This is a genomic window from Leclercia sp. W17 (assembly GCF_003336325.1).
Classification (GTDB): domain Bacteria; phylum Pseudomonadota; class Gammaproteobacteria; order Enterobacterales; family Enterobacteriaceae; genus Enterobacter.
Window position 1 is genome coordinate 4522079 of sequence record NZ_CP031101.1, and the last position, 16012, is coordinate 4538090.

The window sequence follows — 16012 nt, forward strand, 5'->3', positions numbered from 1 at the left end:
CTGACTATGCGGTATCGGGGCGTTTCGCGAATCCTCCACCCCCAGCCTTTTTTATGGGGGAGGAGGCGGGAGGATGAGAGAGTGGACTCCGCCAGCGCCCCCCGGGGGCGGAGGCAAAATTCGTGATGTCACCGGCAAAATTCATCGCTCTTTTGTGTGCGCCAGGACACATAACTGAAATTTATGCAACGCAGATCACATAAAGCGGGGGTGGGGCGTAGGGGCCAGGAGGATGGAAAGAGGATGTCAAATAAGGAGACTGAGCGACGTTGAACCACCTCAATGTATCCACAGCACATCACCAAAAAGGATGGCAGATATGAATATCAAGACTGGCGCACGCGTTTTCGCATTGTCCGCCCTTGCAGCAATGATGATCTCCGCACCGGCGCTCGCCAAAATTGAAGAAGGTAAGCTGGTAATCTGGATTAACGGCGACAAAGGCTATAACGGCCTGGCTGAAGTGGGTAAAAAATTCGAGAAAGATACCGGCATTAAAGTCACCGTTGAACATCCGGACAAGCTGGAAGAGAAATTCCCACAGGTTGCTGCAACCGGCGACGGCCCGGACATTATCTTCTGGGCCCATGACCGTTTCGGCGGCTATGCTCAGTCTGGCCTGCTGGCCGAGATCTCCCCGGATAAAGCCTTCCAGGACAAGCTGTTCCCGTTCACCTGGGACGCCGTGCGTTACAACGGCAAGCTGATTGCTTACCCGGTTGCGGTTGAATCGCTCTCCCTGATCTACAACAAAGACCTCGTACCGAACCCGCCAAAAACCTGGGAAGAGATCCCGGCGCTGGATAAAGAGCTGAAGGCGAAAGGTAAGAGCGCGCTGATGTTCAACCTGCAAGAGCCGTACTTCACCTGGCCGCTGATTGCAGCCGACGGCGGTTATGCGTTCAAGTTTGAAAACGGCAAATATGACGTGAAAGACGTCGGCGTGGACAACGCAGGCGCGAAAGCGGGTCTGACCTTCCTGGTAGACCTGATCAAGAACAAACAGATGAACGCGGACACCGACTACTCCATCGCAGAAGCGGCCTTCAACAAGGGCGAAACCGCGATGACCATCAACGGTCCGTGGGCGTGGTCCAACATCGACAAGAGCAAGATCAACTACGGCGTTGCGGTGCTGCCAACCTTCAATGGCAAGCCGTCTAAACCGTTTGTTGGCGTGCTGAGTGCCGGTATCAACGCCGCCAGCCCGAACAAAGAGCTGGCGAAAGAGTTCCTGGAAAACTACCTGCTGACCGATCAGGGTCTGGAAGAAGTGAACAAGGATAAACCGCTGGGTGCCGTCGCGCTGAAATCCTTCCAGGAAACCCTGGCGAAAGATCCACGCATCGCCGCCACCATGAGCAACGCTGAGAAGGGCGAAATCATGCCTAACATCCCGCAGATGGCTGCCTTCTGGTACGCCACCCGTACCGCGGTGATCAACGCCGCCAGCGGTCGTCAGACTGTGGATGCTGCGCTGAAAGATGCTCAGGGTCGTATTACCAAGTAAGTAAAAGCGGCGGGTGGCGCTTCGCTTACCCGCCCTACAACTACGGTTCGAGCCGTAGGTCAGGTAAGCGGAGCGCCACCTGACAATAAGTTTTCACAGTTGTAGAGGAAGAACCCCATGGATGTCGTTAAAAAGAAACACTGGTGGCAAAGCGACACGCTGAAATGGTCAGTGATTGGTATGCTGGGTTTGCTGGTGGGTTACCTTATTGTTTTGATGTACGCCCAGGGGGAGTACCTGTTTGCCGCCATGACGCTGATCTTAAGCTCGGTCGGCCTCTATATTTTTGCTAACCGCAAAGCCTACGCCTGGCGCTATGTCTATCCGGGTGTTGCCGGGATGGGGCTGTTTGTCCTGTTCCCGCTTATTTGCACCATCGCCATCGCTTTCACCAATTACAGCAGCACCAACCAGCTCGCGCAAGAGCGCGCCCAGCAGGTGCTGATGGACCGTTCCTATCAGGCCGGTAAGACTTTTAACTTTGGTCTCTATCCCGCAGGTGACGAGTGGAAGCTGGCGCTGACCGACGATGCCGCAGGCAAATATTACGTCTCCGACGCCTTTACATTTGGCGGCGAGCAGAAACTGGCCCTGAAAGAAGCCGATGCCCTGCCGGAAGGGGAACGCGCCAACCTGCGCATCATTACCCAGAATCGCCAGGCGCTGACCCAGATCACCGCTGAGCTGCCGGACGAAAGCAAAGTCATCATGAGCTCGCTGCGCCAGTTCTCCGGCACCCGCCCGCTGTACACGCTGGGCGATGACAGCACGCTCACCAACAACCAGACCGGCGTGAAGTACCGTCCGAACAACGAGATTGGCTTCTACCAGTCCGTGAATGCTGACGGCACCTGGGGCGACGATAAGCTCAGCCCGGGCTATACCGTCACCATCGGCTGGGACAACTTTACCCGCGTCTTTACCGACGAAGGCATCCAGAAACCGTTCTTCGCCATCTTTGTCTGGACCGTGGTCTTCTCGGTACTGACCGTGATCCTGACCGTGGCCGTTGGCATGGTGCTGGCCTGCCTGGTGCAGTGGGAAGCTCTGAAAGGCAAAGCGATTTACCGCGTCCTGCTGATCCTGCCGTATGCCGTACCGTCATTCATTTCAATTCTGATTTTCAAAGGGCTGTTCAACCAGAGCTTTGGTGAAATCAACATGATGCTGAGCAGCCTGTTTGGTATCAAACCGGCATGGTTCAGCGACCCGACCACCGCCCGTACCATGATTGTTATCGTCAACACCTGGCTCGGCTATCCGTACATGATGATCCTGTGCATGGGGCTGTTGAAGGCGATCCCGGATGACCTGTATGAAGCATCTGCCATGGACGGAGCCACCCCGTTCCAGAACTTCTTTAAGATTACGCTCCCGCTGCTGATCAAGCCGCTGACGCCGCTGATGATTGCCAGCTTCGCCTTTAACTTTAACAACTTCGTGCTGATTCAACTGTTGACCAACGGTGGCCCGGACCGTCTCGGCACTACTACGCCAGCCGGTTATACCGACCTGCTCGTGAGCTACACCTACCGCATCGCCTTCGAAGGCGGCGGCGGCCAGGACTTTGGTCTGGCGGCAGCGATTGCCACCCTGATCTTCCTGCTGGTGGGCGCGCTGGCAATCGTGAACCTGAAAGCAACCCGCATGAAGTTTGACTAAGGAGGGTACTGAAAATGGCTATGGTCCAACCCAAATCACAAAAGTTACGTTTACTGATCACCCACCTGGGTCTGCTGATTTTTATCGCGGCAATCATGTTCCCGCTGCTGATGGTTATCGCCATCTCCCTGCGTTCGGGTAACTTCGCCACCGGTAGCCTGATCCCGGAGCAAATCTCCTGGGAGCACTGGAAGTTAGCGCTGGGCTTCAGCGTGGAGCATGCCGATGGCCGCGTCACCCCGCCGCCGTTCCCGGTGTTGCTGTGGCTGTGGAACTCGGTGAAAGTCGCCACCATCACCGCGATCGGTATCGTGACGCTCTCCACCACCTGCGCCTACGCCTTTGCCCGTATGCGCTTCAAAGGGAAAGCGACGCTGCTGAAAGGGATGCTGATTTTCCAGATGTTCCCGGCAGTCCTGTCCCTGGTGGCGCTGTACGCCTTGTTTGACCGCCTCGGCCAGTATGTGCCGTTTATCGGTCTGAACACCCACGGTGGGGTGATTTTCGCCTACCTCGGCGGGATCGCGCTGCACGTCTGGACCATCAAAGGCTATTTCGAAACCATCGACAACTCGCTGGAAGAGGCCGCGTCGCTGGATGGCGCGACCCCGTGGCAGGCGTTCCGTCTGGTGCTGCTGCCGCTCTCCGTACCGATTCTGGCGGTGGTCTTTATTCTGTCGTTTATCGCCGCCATCACCGAAGTGCCGGTCGCGTCACTGCTGCTGCGTGATGTGAACAGCTACACCCTGGCGGTAGGGATGCAGCAATACCTCAACCCGCAAAACTATCTGTGGGGCGACTTTGCCGCCGCCGCCGTACTCTCCGCTATCCCGATCACCGTCGTCTTCCTGCTGGCCCAGCGCTGGCTGGTGAACGGCCTGACTGCGGGGGGCGTGAAAGGTTAAGTTTCATTGTTATTCCACTGCAACCCTCAACTTTGCCTTGATGTCTTGATCCAAACTTGTGACTGTATTCGGCGGCCCTCGGGCCGCCCTTTTTTTATTCCCGCTTCAGTCGCTTCGAATTGCACAGCCAGAGGGTGACCACCAGCAGCAGAATAGCCGCCGAGTAGAGCAGCACGTCGAGGGGCGATTTATGATCGACGATGATCAGCCGCACAATCGCGGTGATACCAATGTAGACAAAGTAGCGCAGCGGGAAGTGGAAGCCAGACTGAAAGTACTTGACGATCAGGGCGATAAATTCGAAGTAGAGAAAATAAACCACCAGCCCTTCAACCAGCTCGTATTTGCTGGTTTGCTCAGGGGCGAAAAGCACATCAGCCAGATGCACCGTCTCTTTACCGAGGAAGACGACCAGGATCAGGCCAAGGCTCAGCAGACCCAGGTTCAGCACGGTCTGCAGAATGGTTGAGATAAACTCAACGCGTGGGCGAGTCAGGGATGTCATACAGCACCTCATTCTCCGGGACGAGATTCCTGTATAACGCAAAAATGTGACGGGGATCTATATTTTTTGTTTATATTTTGTGCAGATCTGCCGGGCGGCACTCCGTTTGCCCGGCCTACGGGGGTATTGTAGGCCCGGTAAGCGTAGCGCCACCGGGCAGACAGACATCAGCGGAATTATGCGCGCCAGGCTTTATAACGGTTAATCAGGCCGTTGGTGGAGCTGTCGTGGCTGCTAATCTCCTGGTTATCACCCAGCTCAGGCAGGATGCGGTTAGCCAGCTGTTTGCCCAGCTCAACGCCCCACTGGTCAAAGGTGAAGATGTTCAGGATCGCGCCCTGGGTGAAGATTTTGTGCTCATACAGGGCAATCAGCGCGCCCAGGCTGAACGGGGTGATCTCACGCAGCAGGATGGAGTTGGTCGGACGGTTGCCTTCGAACACTTTGAACGGCACCACGTGATCCAGGGTCGCTGGATCTTTACCCTGATCGCGATACTCCTGCTCAACCACATCACGCGCTTTACCGAACGCCAGCGCTTCGGTCTGCGCGAAGAAGTTCGACAGCAGCTTCGGATGGTGGTCAGACAGCGGGTTATGAGTGATAGCCGGGGCGATGAAATCGCACGGTACCATTTTGGTGCCCTGGTGGATCAGCTGGTAGAACGCGTGCTGGCCGTTGGTGCCAGGCTCACCCCAGATGATTGGGCCAGTCTGGTAATCCACGGCGTTGCCGTTACGGTCAACATATTTACCGTTGGATTCCATGTTGCCCTGCTGGAAGTAGGCCGCGAAACGGTGCATGTACTGGTCGTACGGCAGGATCGCTTCGGTTTCGGCACCAAAGAAGTTGTTGTACCAGATGCCGATCAGCGCCAGCAGCACTGGCAGGTTTTTCTCTGCCGGAGTAGTAGAGAAGTGTTTGTCCATCGCATGCGCGCCGGAGAGCAACTCAACAAAGTTGTCGTAGCCCACGGAGAGGATGATGGACAGACCGATCGCGGACCACAGGGAGTAACGGCCGCCAACCCAGTCCCAGAACTCGAACATGTTGGCAGTATCGATGCCGAACTCGCCGACCGCTTTAGCGTTGGTGGAGAGCGCCGCGAAGTGTTTCGCCACGTGCTGCTCATCACCGGCAGTTTTCAGGAACCAGTCGCGCGCGCTGTGGGCGTTGGTCATGGTTTCCTGGGTGGTGAAGGTTTTGGACGCCACCAGGAACAGGGTGCTTTCCGGGTTCACTTTTTTCAGCACTTCGGCGATGTGGGTGCCATCGACGTTAGAGACAAAGTGCATGTTGAGGTGGTTTTTGTACGGGCGCAGCGCTTCGGTCACCATGAATGGGCCGAGGTCAGAGCCGCCGATACCAATGTTCACCACGTCGGTGATCGGTTTGCCGGTGTAGCCTTTCCACTGACCTGAGATGATTGCTTCCGAGAAGGTTTTCATCTTTTCCAGCACGGCGTTCACTTCCGGCATCACATCTTTGCCGTCAACGATGATTGGAGTATTGCTACGGTTACGCAGTGCAACATGCAGTACGGCGCGATCTTCGGTGCGGTTGATCTTCTCGCCAGAGAACATGGACTTGATGGCACCGCTCAGATCGGTCTCTTTCGCCAGATCCTGCAGTTTTGCCAGCGTCTCTTCGGTGATGCGGTTTTTGGAAAAATCGACCAGCATCTGATCGTCGAAGGTCGCGGAGAACTTATTAAAACGATCGCCGTCTTTCGCGAACAGCTCCGCGATGGTGACGTCTTTCATCTCATCAAAGTGTTTCTGTAATGCCTGCCAGGCTGCAGTCTGCGTTGGATTGATATTTTTCATAGCAATACTCTTCTGAATTGAGAATTGTGACCTCGGTCGATTGTAGCCTCTGTCGCCAAAAATTGTGATGGTTTTTATGCCATTGGCCTGGCCTGCATCAAGTGCAGTGCAAAAGCCCCAAAAGTATAGCTGTTATAAGTCCTGTTTCTCATATGGAAGGCAGCATGAAAAATCCGCATAATCCCGGCGTTGACAGGATCCTCTGCACATTTTATTTATACACACGGTATTTGCGCCTGCACCGATAAAACTATTTTGTCCTTGTGCCATGGTCGCTCTTTTCCTTCCCTGACACGAGGTTGTTATGACGAGTTTTGTTGTCGCCAAGTTTGGCGGTACCAGCGTGGCCGATTTTGATGCCATGAACCGCAGCGCCGATGTGGTGCTGGCCGATCCGAATACCCGGCTGGTGGTGTTGTCTGCTTCGGCGGGCGTCACCAATCTGCTGGTTGCCCTGGCAGAAGGGCTGGAAGCGAGCGAGCGCCAGGCGAAGCTGGAAGCGCTGCACAAAATTCAGTTCGATATCCTTAGCCGCCTGCGCGATCCTAGCGTCATCAGCGAAGAGATTGAGCGCCTGCTGGAAAATATCATCACCCTGGCGGAAGCCGCCTCGCTGGCCACCTCCACTGCCCTGACCGACGAGCTGGTCAGCCACGGTGAGCTGATGTCGACCCTGCTGTTTGTCGAAGTGCTGCGCGAGCGTAACGTTCAGTCGCAGTGGTTTGACGTGCGTAAAGTGCTGCGCACCAGCGACCGTTTCGGTCGTGCCGAGCCGGATATTGAGGCCATTGCCGAACTGACCACCCAACAGCTGGCGCCGCGCCTGGCGGAAGGGATTGTCATCACCCAAGGCTTTATCGGTAGCGAAGCCAAAGGCCGCACCACCACGCTGGGCCGTGGCGGCAGCGACTACACCGCAGCCCTGCTGGGTGAGGCGCTGCGCGCCTCCCGCGTGGATATCTGGACGGACGTGCCGGGCATTTACACCACCGACCCGCGCGTGGTGCCAGCGGCAAAACGTATTGACGAGATCGCCTTTGAAGAGGCCGCCGAGATGGCGACCTTCGGCGCGAAAGTGCTGCACCCGGCGACATTACTGCCGGCAGTGCGCAGCGACATTCCTGTGTTCGTCGGCTCCAGCAAGGATCCAAAAGCGGGCGGCACCATGGTGTGCAACACCACCGAAAACCCACCGCTGTTCCGCGCCATCGCCCTTCGTCGCAAGCAGACCCTGCTGACCCTGCACAGCCTGAGCATGCTGCACTCCCGCGGCTTCCTGGCCGAGGTGTTCAGCATTCTGGCGCGCCACAGCATCTCGGTTGATCTGGTCACCACCTCAGAGGTGAACATCGCCCTGACGCTGGACACCACCGGCTCAACCTCCACCGGGGATACCCTGCTGACGCAGTCCCTGCTGATGGAGCTTTCCGAACTGTGCCGCGTTGAGGTGGAAGAAGATCTCGCCCTGGTGGCGATCATCGGTAACGAGCTGTCCCGCGCCAGCGGCGTGGGCAAAGAGGTGTTTGGCGTGCTGGATCCATTTAACATCCGCATGATTTGCTATGGCGCATCCAGCTACAACCTCTGCTTTCTGGTACCAGGCCATGAAGCCGAGCAGGTCGTGCAGAAACTGCATCATAACTTGTTTGAATAACAAAAAAGGGCCCGGTCAACCGGGCCCTTTTTTATCCTGCCAGCACCGTTCTCAGCCATCTCTTTTATCCTTTTACACATACCACCTGGCGCAAGGTATGGACGATCTCGACCAGCGAGGCCTGCGCCGCCATGACGGCATCGATGTCTTTATAGGCCATTGGGATCTCATCGATAACCTCGCTGTCTTTTCTGCACTCAACGTGGGCCGTGGCGCGAACCTGATCGGCGACGGTAAAACGTTTTTTGGCCGCCGTACGGCTCATCACCCGCCCTGCCCCGTGGCTGCAGGAGCAGAAGCTCTCTTCATTGCCCAGGCCGCGCACGATAAAGCTTTTCGCCCCCATCGACCCGGGGATGATCCCCATCTCGCCCTTCTGCGCCGACACCGCCCCTTTGCGCGTCACCAGAACCTCTTCACCAAAATGACGCTCTTTCTGCACATAGTTGTGATGGCAATTCACCGCCTCCTGCTGGGTCAGGAAAGGCTTTGGCACAATGCGCGAGAGCGCGGCCAGCACGCGCGACATCATCACCTCGCGGTTATGGCGCGCAAAATCCTGTGCCCACTCCACGGCTTCGATATAGTCGTTATAGTGCCGGCTCCCCTCCTGGAAATAGGCCAGGTTTCTGTCAGGCAGGTTGGCAATATGCTGCTGCATATCCTTCTGCGCCAGCGTGATAAACACGTTGCCGATGGCATTGCCCACGCCACGCGAACCGCTGTGGAGCATGACCCAGACGCGTTGCTGCTCATCCAGGCAGATCTCGATAAAGTGGTTCCCGGTGCCCAGCGTCCCCAGATGCTGATGGTTATTGGTTTTCAGCAGTTGCGGATATTTATCCGTCAGCCGTTTGAAGCGCGGTGCCAGCCGGGCCCAGTGGTTATCCACTTCATCCGGCGTCTTTGCCCATGCTCCCTTATCGCGATGGGAGCGGGTATTGGTCCGCCCGTGCGGCACCGCCTGTTCAATGGCGCTGCGCAGCCCGTGAAGGTTATCCGGCAGGTCGCCTGCCAGAAGCGATGTTCGTACGGCAATCATCCCGCAGCCGATATCCACCCCCACCGCCGCCGGAATGATGGCCCCTTTGGTGGGGATCACGCTGCCAATGGTGGAGCCTTTTCCGAGATGCACATCCGGCATCACCGCCAGATGTTTAAAGATAAACGGCATCTTTGCGGTATTGAGCAACTGCTCGCGCGCCTCTGGCTCAACGGGCACCCCGTGCGTCCACATTTTTACCGGTGCGCTGTGATGCGCGCTTAAAACATCAAAATCAGTCTGTTTCATGGTACTCACCCTCAGGGTCGCCTGAAACTTTCACGGCCAACCCATTTACTTTGTCTGTTAGTAACAGGTATTGCCAGAAGCGTGCCAAAAGGTACAGTCAGCACCGATTAAATATATCTCATTGATTAAAATGAAATTAATCGAGAAGCCCTTCACGGGCATTGCTTAATCCACAGAATATTTTTATCTTTCAATATCACTTTTTATCTTTCAGGATAAACATGATAAAACGGCGAGTGGTTATTGGGGTACTGGGTACGGTGATGGATAAGCGCGGCAAGCGGGCTAACCGCTTACGTAAATGGCGCCCAACGGTCGCACTTTGTCTGCAGCCCGCTCTCCCCGTCGACAGGCTTGAACTACTCCACCAGCCGCAGGACCGGGGGATGGCGGAACAGATAACGGAAGATATCAGCCAGCTTTCCCCCCATACCACCGTGCGCGCATGTCCCGTCACCATAGCCGATCCCTGGGATTTTGAAGAGGTCTACGCCGCCTTCCTCGACTTCGCCACACACTATCAGTTTGACACCGAACATGAAGAGTACCTGGTCCATATCACCACCGGCACGCACGTGGCGCAGATTTGCTGGTTTTTGCTGACCGAAGCGCGGTATCTCCCCGCCAGCCTGATCCAGACCGGCCCTGCCAGCAGGGAGGCGCCAGAAGAGGCCGTCCCCGTCGGACGTTATTCGATCATCGACCTGGATTTAAGCCGTTATGCCACATTGACCAGCCGCTTTCAGCGTGAACAGCAGGAATCCGTTTCGTTCCTGAAAGCCGGGATTGATACCCGCAATGCCACCTTTAACGCCCTGATCGATCAGATTGAGCGTGTGGCGCTGCGCTCAACCGCTCCTCTCCTGCTGACTGGCCCAACGGGGGCCGGAAAATCGTTTCTCGCCAACCGCATTTACCAGCTTAAGCAATCCCGTCATCAGCTTTCCGGCAGGCTGGTGGCGGTAAACTGCGCTACGCTGCGGGGCGACAACGCCATGTCGACTCTTTTTGGCCATGTTAAAGGGGCATTTACCGGGGCAGTCGCCGCCCGCGCCGGGCTGCTGCGTGAGGCCGACGGCGGCGTGCTGTTCTTAGATGAGATTGCCGAACTGGGTCTCGATGAACAGGCCATGCTGTTAAAAGCTATCGAAGAAAAAACCTTCTTCCCGTTTGGCTCCGATAAAGAGGTCAGGAGCGATTTTCAGCTGATTGCCGGCACGCACCGGGATATGCGCCAGTGGGTGGCGGAAGGTCGTTTTCGCGAAGATCTCTACGCCCGTATCAATATGTGGAGTTTTGCCCTGCCCGGCCTGGCACAACGCCGGGAAGATATCGCCCCCAACGTGGAGTACGAACTGCAACGCTTTGCGGCCGAAGCACAATCTCAGGTTCGTTTCGACAAAGAGGCGCGCGAGCGCTATCTGCGTTTTGCTGACTCTCCGCAGGCGTTATGGCGCGGTAACTTTCGTGAACTGGGATCCTCTGTGGCGCGAATGGCCACGCTTGCTGAGCAGGGGCGTATTACGCTGGCGTTGGTTGAGGAGGAAATTGCCCGTCTGCTTAGCGACTGGCAGGCTATTTCGCTACCGGCTACGGCAGAAATGGCGATCGACCTTTTCGATTTGCGTCAACTGGAAACCGTGCTGGAGGTCTGTCGCCGCAGTGCCTCCATGTCTGAGGCCGGACGCGAACTTTTTGCCGTCTCGCGTTTGAAAAAAGCGAATCCTAACGATGCCGACAGGCTCCGCAAATATCTGGCCCGCTTTGGCCTGAGCTGGGAGAGCGTACGTCAGCGATCATGAATATTATTTGATTGAACAAAATTACTTAGCACGATAAACAATACCTCTAAGCCGGGCTCGATCCCGGCTTTTTAATAACGATACAACACAACAAATCGCAAGGAATCCGTATGTTATCCGCCATCACCCGGCTGTTCCCGCTATGGGCGCTGCTGCTCTCTGTTATAGCCTATTATACGCCCGCCACGTTTACCCCTGTGGGCCCGTGGGTCACCACGCTGCTGATGCTGATCATGTTCGGCATGGGCGTGCATCTGAAAATCGACGATTTTAAACGCGTCCTGTCACGCCCGGCCCCGGTTGCGGCGGGGATCTTTCTGCACTATCTGGTGATGCCCCTGGCAGCATGGGCGCTCGCTATCGCCTTTAAGATGCCGCCGGACCTCTCCGCCGGGATGGTGCTGGTGGGCAGCGTGGCCAGCGGTACCGCCTCCAACGTGATGATCTATCTGGCGAAAGGGGATGTGGCGCTGTCGGTGACTATCTCCTCTGTCTCCACCCTGGTTGGCGTGGTCGCCACTCCACTGCTGACCCGTCTGTATGTGGATGCCCACATTCAGGTGGATGTGATGGGAATGCTGCTGAGCATTCTGCAAATCGTGGTGATCCCGATTGCGCTGGGGCTGGTGATTCATCACCTGTTCCCACGCGTGGTGAAAGCCGTCGAGCCCGCTCTGCCCGCGTTTTCAATGGTATGTATTCTGGCGATCATCAGCGCCGTGGTCGCCGGCTCTGCGGCGCATATTGCCTCTGTCGGTTTTGTGGTGATTATCGCCGTGGTGCTGCACAACATCATCGGCCTGATGGGCGGCTACTGGGGCGGGAAGCTGTTCGGCTTTGACGAATCCACCTGCCGCACGCTGGCGATTGAAGTGGGGATGCAGAACTCTGGGCTGGCCGCGGCTCTCGGCAAAATCTACTTCTCGCCGCTGGCAGCGCTGCCGGGCGCGCTCTTCTCGGTATGGCATAACCTTTCCGGCTCGCTGCTGGCGGGTTACTGGTCGGGTAAGCCGCTCGAGGGGCAAAAGAAAAGCGATGTGGTGAAGGAAGGTTAATTCACTTCGCCGCAGCGAAGGCATGCTTTACACTGAAGCCTCTTTCACAGGAGGCTTCAGGTATGTCCACACCAAGATTGACCCAGAAAGAGATGACGGAAAGCGAGCAGCGCGAACTGAAAACCCTGCTCGACCGCGCGCGTATCGCCCATGGCCGTCTGCTGACCAACGCCGAAACCAATCACCTCAAAAAAGAGTACATCGACAAACTGATGGCGCAGCGTGAGCTGGACGCCAAAAAAGCCCGCAAACTTCGAAAAGAGCAGGCTTATAAAGTGGATAAAGAGGCGACGTTTTCCTGGTCGGCGAATACCCCAACCCGTGGAAGGCGCTGATTAGCGCCCTTTCTTTTTACGGCCTGGCGACGTAAAGCGCTTTCCGTTTCCGGCAGGCTTCGCCCGGCTTTTCTCTTCCGATTGCGGAGCCTTAACCACCGGGCGTTTGATGCCCTGGGTTTTCGGTTTGGCTTTGGCTTTGGGTTTCGCTTCCGAGGATGAATTCTCAATCAGCTTAAAGAGCTCAATCAGTTCATCATCGGTCAGATCGCGCCACTCGCCCAGCGGGATGCCGGAGAGGCTGACGTTCATAATGCGCGTACGTTCCAGCTTCGTCACTTCGTAACCGAAATATTCGCACATGCGGCGGATCTGCCGGTTTAACCCCTGAACCAGGGTAATGCGGAACGCGAACGGCGCCTCTTTCTTCACCTTGCACTTTTTCGTCACCGTGCCGAGGATCGGAACGCCTGCGCCCATGCCGCGGATAAAGTCGTCCGTCACCGGTTTGTTAACCGTGACGATGTACTCTTTTTCGTGGTCGTTACCGGCACGCAGGATCTTGTTCACCAGATCGCCGTGGTTGGTGAGGAAAATCAACCCCTGGGAGTCTTTGTCCAGGCGGCCAATCGGGAAGATACGGCTGCTGTGGTTGACGAAATCCACGATGTTGTCACGCTCGCCATCTTCCGTGGTACTGACAATGCCAACCGGTTTATTCAGCGCGATAAACACCAGGTCTTCTGCGTTACGGGGCTCGATCGTTTGACCATTCACTTTGACCACATCGCCAGGAACGACCTGATCGCCAATGGTGGCGCGTTTACCGTTGATAAACACGTTGCCCTGTTCGATGTAACGGTCAGCCTCGCGGCGCGAGCAGATCCCGCTCTCGCTAATGTATTTGTTTAATCGGGTGGATTGAGTTGGCAGCATAATTTCTCCTGTAGAGGCGAAATATACCTTAGGTTTCGGCTGGTAAAAAGATCAGCCTACCGTCACTGAGACAGGTTTCCCAAGTTTGCTGAGCATCATCACCAGGGTATCAAGAGTAAACTTGCTGGTTTTAAGATTCACGACATCTGACACACGCGGTCGTGAGACATTGAGCTTCTCCGCGGCGTCCGCCTGACGAAGGTTATGCTCAGCAATCCATGCTGAAATTTCTTGCATCAGCTGTCGTTTAAGCAGCAACAGTTGTTCGACTTCTTTCTGGGCATCCTCCTGCAGATGTTTAGCTTCATGCTCGTTAAAGCCGAGTTCGGCAAAAATATTTGCCTCTGTAGGGGTGATATGGCGAATTTTACAATCAATGGCCTGACTCATTTTCCACTCCTTAGCTCCTCCAGTACGCTCTGAAAACGCGCTTTCGCGATACGCTTATCGTGCTCGGATGTACGTCGGCTTTTTTTTATAAAACAGTGCAGAATATAAACAGCCTCTTCAAAACGGGCCAGGTAGAGGATACGGTAAGCCCCAGAACTACTGCGCAATCTGACTTCTTCCACGCCTCTGCCAATCTCTGTCATTGGCTTCCAGTCTGCCGCCTCTAACCCTGCCTGCAGGCGGTGCAACTGATAGCCAGCCTCCCGGCGGACCTCTTCGGGAAAACAGAGCAAATCATCGAACGCACTCCCTACCCAGGCTATCGGGCGCAGGGTCGGTCTTTCTGGCAGCATAACACATCCCTGTATAAAATTTTATACATATCATCCATGGCATAACATTAAACCAGGCGATGTGTTTACTCACGCCTCGCCGCTCCGTTCTGCGAGGCGCTTTCCAGATCAATACTCATCCCGTCCATCGTCCTCATCCGGCTGCTCCATTACGCTGTAAGCCACCGCGCAGAACAGGGAGTTAAGGCGCTTCATGTCGCCAAGCAGCCCCAGGTGCAGGGAGCTGGTCTCGATGCTTTGCACGTTCTGCTGGTGCAGCCGGTCAACGTGTGCGTGGGAATAGCGACGGTTAAGAATACGGAACCGGTGTTTATTACGGCGCAGACGGCGGGCGCTCGGTACGTCGCCGGAGAAAAAGACCGACATCGCCAGCTTCAGGTTGGCGAGCAGCTGATCATGCAGTGCGTCCAGCTCTTTAACCCCTTCCAGGGAGAATGCCCGGCGAGCCGCCAGCGACTTGTCGGCAATTTCACTCCCCATGCGCTCGACGATATCGGAGGCCTGTTCCAGGTTGAGCGACATTTCGATGATCTCCGCCCAGCGACGGGACTCCTCTTCCGCCAGCTCATCTTTTGGCATCCGCGCCAGGTAGAGTTTGATGGCGGTATAGAGCACGTTGATATCGTCGGCGAGTTTACGCAGCGCTTTCTCTTCCCGCGGCTCGCCATGTACCACCTTTTTCAGCCCCTCCAGCATTAACTCCATCGCATCGCCCATGCGCAGCGTTTCGCGAGCGGCATTGGCCAGTGCCAGCGCCGGGGTATCCAGCGCGGTGGTATCGAGATGTTTCGGTTTCAGGCGGGCATCGAGCTCCGGTTCATCACGGATGATACGTTCACAGAAGCGCGCCATTGGTCCAGCAAAGGGCACCATCGCCACGCAGCGCACCAGGTTATAGAAAACGTGGAAGTAGATGACCATCTCCGATTCAGGCAGCGACAGGTTATCCATCAGGTCCGCCAGCGGCTTAACGAACGGCAGAATAATCAGGCTTCCCACCAGCTTAAACAGCAGGCTGCCAAGCGCCACGCGGCGCGCTGCGGCATTGGCTGCGCTGTTGTTAAGTACCGCCAGCAGGCCGGAGCCAAGGTTCGCACCAATCACCAGACAGAGGGCGACCGGGAAGGAGATGATCCCCGCCGCGGTCAGGGTCGCGGTTAACAGTACCGCCGCCAGGCTGGAGTAGCTGATAAGCGCAAACACCGCACCAATCAACGCATCCAGCATGATATCGCCGGTCAGCGAAGCGAAGATAACCTGGACGCCGCTGGCCTGCGTAATGGGGGTGACGGCCTGAACGATCAGCTCCAGGGCCAGCAGAATCAGCCCAAGGCCGATCCCCACGCGCCCCAGCTGTCCGGCCCGGGTCTGCTTACGGCCAAGGAAAAATATCACGCCGATAAAGATCAGCAGCGGCGACAGCCAGGAGAGATCAAAGGTCAATACTCGCGCCATCAGCGCGGTCCCTACATCGGCACCGAGAACAATCACCAGCGCAGGCGTCAGCGCCACCAGATCCTGGGCCACAAACGAGGTGACCAGCATGGTGGTGGCATTGCTGCTTTGCACCAGCGCGGTGACGCCAATGCCTGCACAGAACGCGAGCGGCTTTTTCTCAACGCTGCGGCTGAGAACGGTACGTAAGCGGGCGCCAAAAACGCGCATTACGCCGGTACGAACAATATGGGTGCCCCAGACCAGCAACGCCACGGCAGAAAGCAGATGTAGCAGAGTCAGCACGGATACAGGTTCTCCTTTTCGTTATCGGTTCCTTAAGCCCATGCCAGAAACGCCGGATGGCGCTTCGCTTATCTGACCTACGCCTGGCCTGAGCTCTTCTCAAGTATA

At 56.3% G+C, this 16012-nt stretch carries 14 protein-coding genes; 7 read left to right on the forward strand and 7 right to left on the reverse strand.

What is annotated here, in order from left to right; translation table 11 throughout:
- Positions 1 to 319: 319 nt before the first annotated feature.
- From malE to malG, 3 genes are all read left to right on the forward strand, one after another.
- Positions 320 to 1510 carry a maltose/maltodextrin ABC transporter substrate-binding protein MalE gene (gene malE, locus DVA44_RS22410; protein ID WP_139157118.1) on the forward strand — a complete coding sequence of 397 codons (1191 nt, stop codon included), beginning with the start codon at positions 320 to 322 and terminating at the stop codon, positions 1508 to 1510.
- A 117-nt stretch (positions 1511 to 1627) separates the two neighbouring features.
- Complete coding sequence (gene malF / locus DVA44_RS22415; RefSeq protein ID WP_114388197.1) at positions 1628 to 3172, forward strand: maltose ABC transporter permease MalF; 1545 nt, start codon at positions 1628 to 1630, stop codon at positions 3170 to 3172.
- A gap of 14 nt (positions 3173 to 3186) precedes the next feature.
- Entirely contained in the window at positions 3187 to 4077 is an 891-nt protein-coding gene (malG, locus tag DVA44_RS22420; RefSeq protein ID WP_032615951.1) for a maltose ABC transporter permease MalG, read from the forward strand.
- A gap of 94 nt (positions 4078 to 4171) precedes the next feature.
- On the opposite strand, the gene psiE is transcribed toward malG, so the two are convergent.
- Both psiE and pgi read right to left on the reverse strand, forming a co-directional pair.
- Entirely contained in the window at positions 4172 to 4582 is a 411-nt protein-coding gene (gene psiE / locus DVA44_RS22425) for a phosphate-starvation-inducible protein PsiE (RefSeq protein ID WP_103825384.1), read from the reverse strand.
- Between the two features lie 176 nt (positions 4583 to 4758).
- Positions 4759 to 6408 (reverse strand): glucose-6-phosphate isomerase, encoded by a 1650-nt coding sequence (gene pgi / locus DVA44_RS22430; RefSeq protein WP_114388198.1) that lies wholly within the window; start codon positions 6406 to 6408, stop codon positions 4759 to 4761.
- A 304-nt stretch (positions 6409 to 6712) separates the two neighbouring features.
- Here pgi and lysC point away from each other — a divergent pair, with 304 nt between their 5' ends.
- Entirely contained in the window at positions 6713 to 8062 is a 1350-nt protein-coding gene (lysC, locus tag DVA44_RS22435) for a lysine-sensitive aspartokinase 3 (RefSeq protein ID WP_114388200.1), read from the forward strand.
- 64 nt (positions 8063 to 8126) lie between these two features.
- Here lysC and DVA44_RS22440 read toward each other — a convergent pair whose 3' ends face one another.
- Positions 8127 to 9353: an RtcB family protein gene (locus DVA44_RS22440; protein WP_114388201.1), complete on the reverse strand. Its 1227-nt coding sequence runs from the start codon at positions 9351 to 9353 to the stop codon at positions 8127 to 8129.
- 221 nt (positions 9354 to 9574) lie between these two features.
- On the opposite strand from DVA44_RS22440, the gene rtcR reads away from it, so the two are divergent.
- The 3 genes from rtcR (at position 9575) to DVA44_RS22455 (ending at position 12545) form a co-directional block, all read left to right on the forward strand.
- Positions 9575 to 11155 (forward strand): RNA repair transcriptional activator RtcR, encoded by a 1581-nt coding sequence (gene rtcR / locus DVA44_RS22445; RefSeq protein WP_114388203.1) that lies wholly within the window; start codon positions 9575 to 9577, stop codon positions 11153 to 11155.
- 110 nt (positions 11156 to 11265) lie between these two features.
- Positions 11266 to 12210 carry a ketopantoate/pantoate/pantothenate transporter PanS gene (panS, locus tag DVA44_RS22450; protein ID WP_114316165.1) on the forward strand — a complete coding sequence of 315 codons (945 nt, stop codon included), beginning with the start codon at positions 11266 to 11268 and terminating at the stop codon, positions 12208 to 12210.
- Positions 12211 to 12272: 62 nt separating this feature from the next.
- A complete protein-coding gene (locus DVA44_RS22455; RefSeq protein WP_103177828.1) occupies positions 12273 to 12545 on the forward strand; it encodes a DUF3811 domain-containing protein in 273 nt (90 codons plus the stop codon).
- Here DVA44_RS22455 and rluF read toward each other — a convergent pair whose 3' ends face one another.
- The 4 genes from rluF to DVA44_RS22475 form a co-directional block, all read right to left on the reverse strand.
- The gene (gene rluF / locus DVA44_RS22460; protein ID WP_103825377.1) at positions 12546 to 13421 is read right to left on the reverse strand and encodes a 23S rRNA pseudouridine(2604) synthase RluF; all 876 of its coding nucleotides are present in this window, start codon (positions 13419 to 13421) and stop codon (positions 12546 to 12548) included. It lies immediately after the preceding gene.
- 51 nt (positions 13422 to 13472) lie between these two features.
- Complete coding sequence (locus DVA44_RS22465; protein ID WP_114388205.1) at positions 13473 to 13811, reverse strand: helix-turn-helix domain-containing protein; 339 nt, start codon at positions 13809 to 13811, stop codon at positions 13473 to 13475.
- The gene (locus DVA44_RS22470) at positions 13808 to 14164 is read right to left on the reverse strand and encodes a type II toxin-antitoxin system RelE/ParE family toxin (protein WP_114388207.1); all 357 of its coding nucleotides are present in this window, start codon (positions 14162 to 14164) and stop codon (positions 13808 to 13810) included. The genes DVA44_RS22465 and DVA44_RS22470 overlap by 4 nt, the downstream gene beginning before the upstream one ends.
- A gap of 108 nt (positions 14165 to 14272) precedes the next feature.
- Positions 14273 to 15904, reverse strand: coding sequence for a Na/Pi cotransporter family protein (locus DVA44_RS22475; RefSeq protein ID WP_114388208.1), 1632 nt, complete (start codon positions 15902 to 15904; stop codon positions 14273 to 14275).
- Between the last annotated feature and the right edge of the window lie 108 nt (positions 15905 to 16012).

Coding starts and splice junctions, on each gene's coding strand:
- DVA44_RS22440 (WP_114388201.1), bottom strand. CDS start 9,353: ATGAAACAGACTGATTTTGATGTTTTAAGCGCGCATCACAGCGCACCG.
- DVA44_RS22455 (WP_103177828.1), top strand. CDS start 12,273: ATGTCCACACCAAGATTGACCCAGAAAGAGATGACGGAAAGCGAGCAG.
- malG (WP_032615951.1), top strand. CDS start 3,187: ATGGCTATGGTCCAACCCAAATCACAAAAGTTACGTTTACTGATCACC.
- malF (WP_114388197.1), top strand. CDS start 1,628: ATGGATGTCGTTAAAAAGAAACACTGGTGGCAAAGCGACACGCTGAAA.
- DVA44_RS22470 (WP_114388207.1), bottom strand. CDS start 14,164: ATGCTGCCAGAAAGACCGACCCTGCGCCCGATAGCCTGGGTAGGGAGT.
- panS (WP_114316165.1), top strand. CDS start 11,266: ATGTTATCCGCCATCACCCGGCTGTTCCCGCTATGGGCGCTGCTGCTC.
- DVA44_RS22465 (WP_114388205.1), bottom strand. CDS start 13,811: ATGAGTCAGGCCATTGATTGTAAAATTCGCCATATCACCCCTACAGAG.
- malE (WP_139157118.1), top strand. CDS start 320: ATGAATATCAAGACTGGCGCACGCGTTTTCGCATTGTCCGCCCTTGCA.
- pgi (WP_114388198.1), bottom strand. CDS start 6,408: ATGAAAAATATCAATCCAACGCAGACTGCAGCCTGGCAGGCATTACAG.
- psiE (WP_103825384.1), bottom strand. CDS start 4,582: ATGACATCCCTGACTCGCCCACGCGTTGAGTTTATCTCAACCATTCTG.
- lysC (WP_114388200.1), top strand. CDS start 6,713: ATGACGAGTTTTGTTGTCGCCAAGTTTGGCGGTACCAGCGTGGCCGAT.
- rtcR (WP_114388203.1), top strand. CDS start 9,575: ATGATAAAACGGCGAGTGGTTATTGGGGTACTGGGTACGGTGATGGAT.
- rluF (WP_103825377.1), bottom strand. CDS start 13,421: ATGCTGCCAACTCAATCCACCCGATTAAACAAATACATTAGCGAGAGC.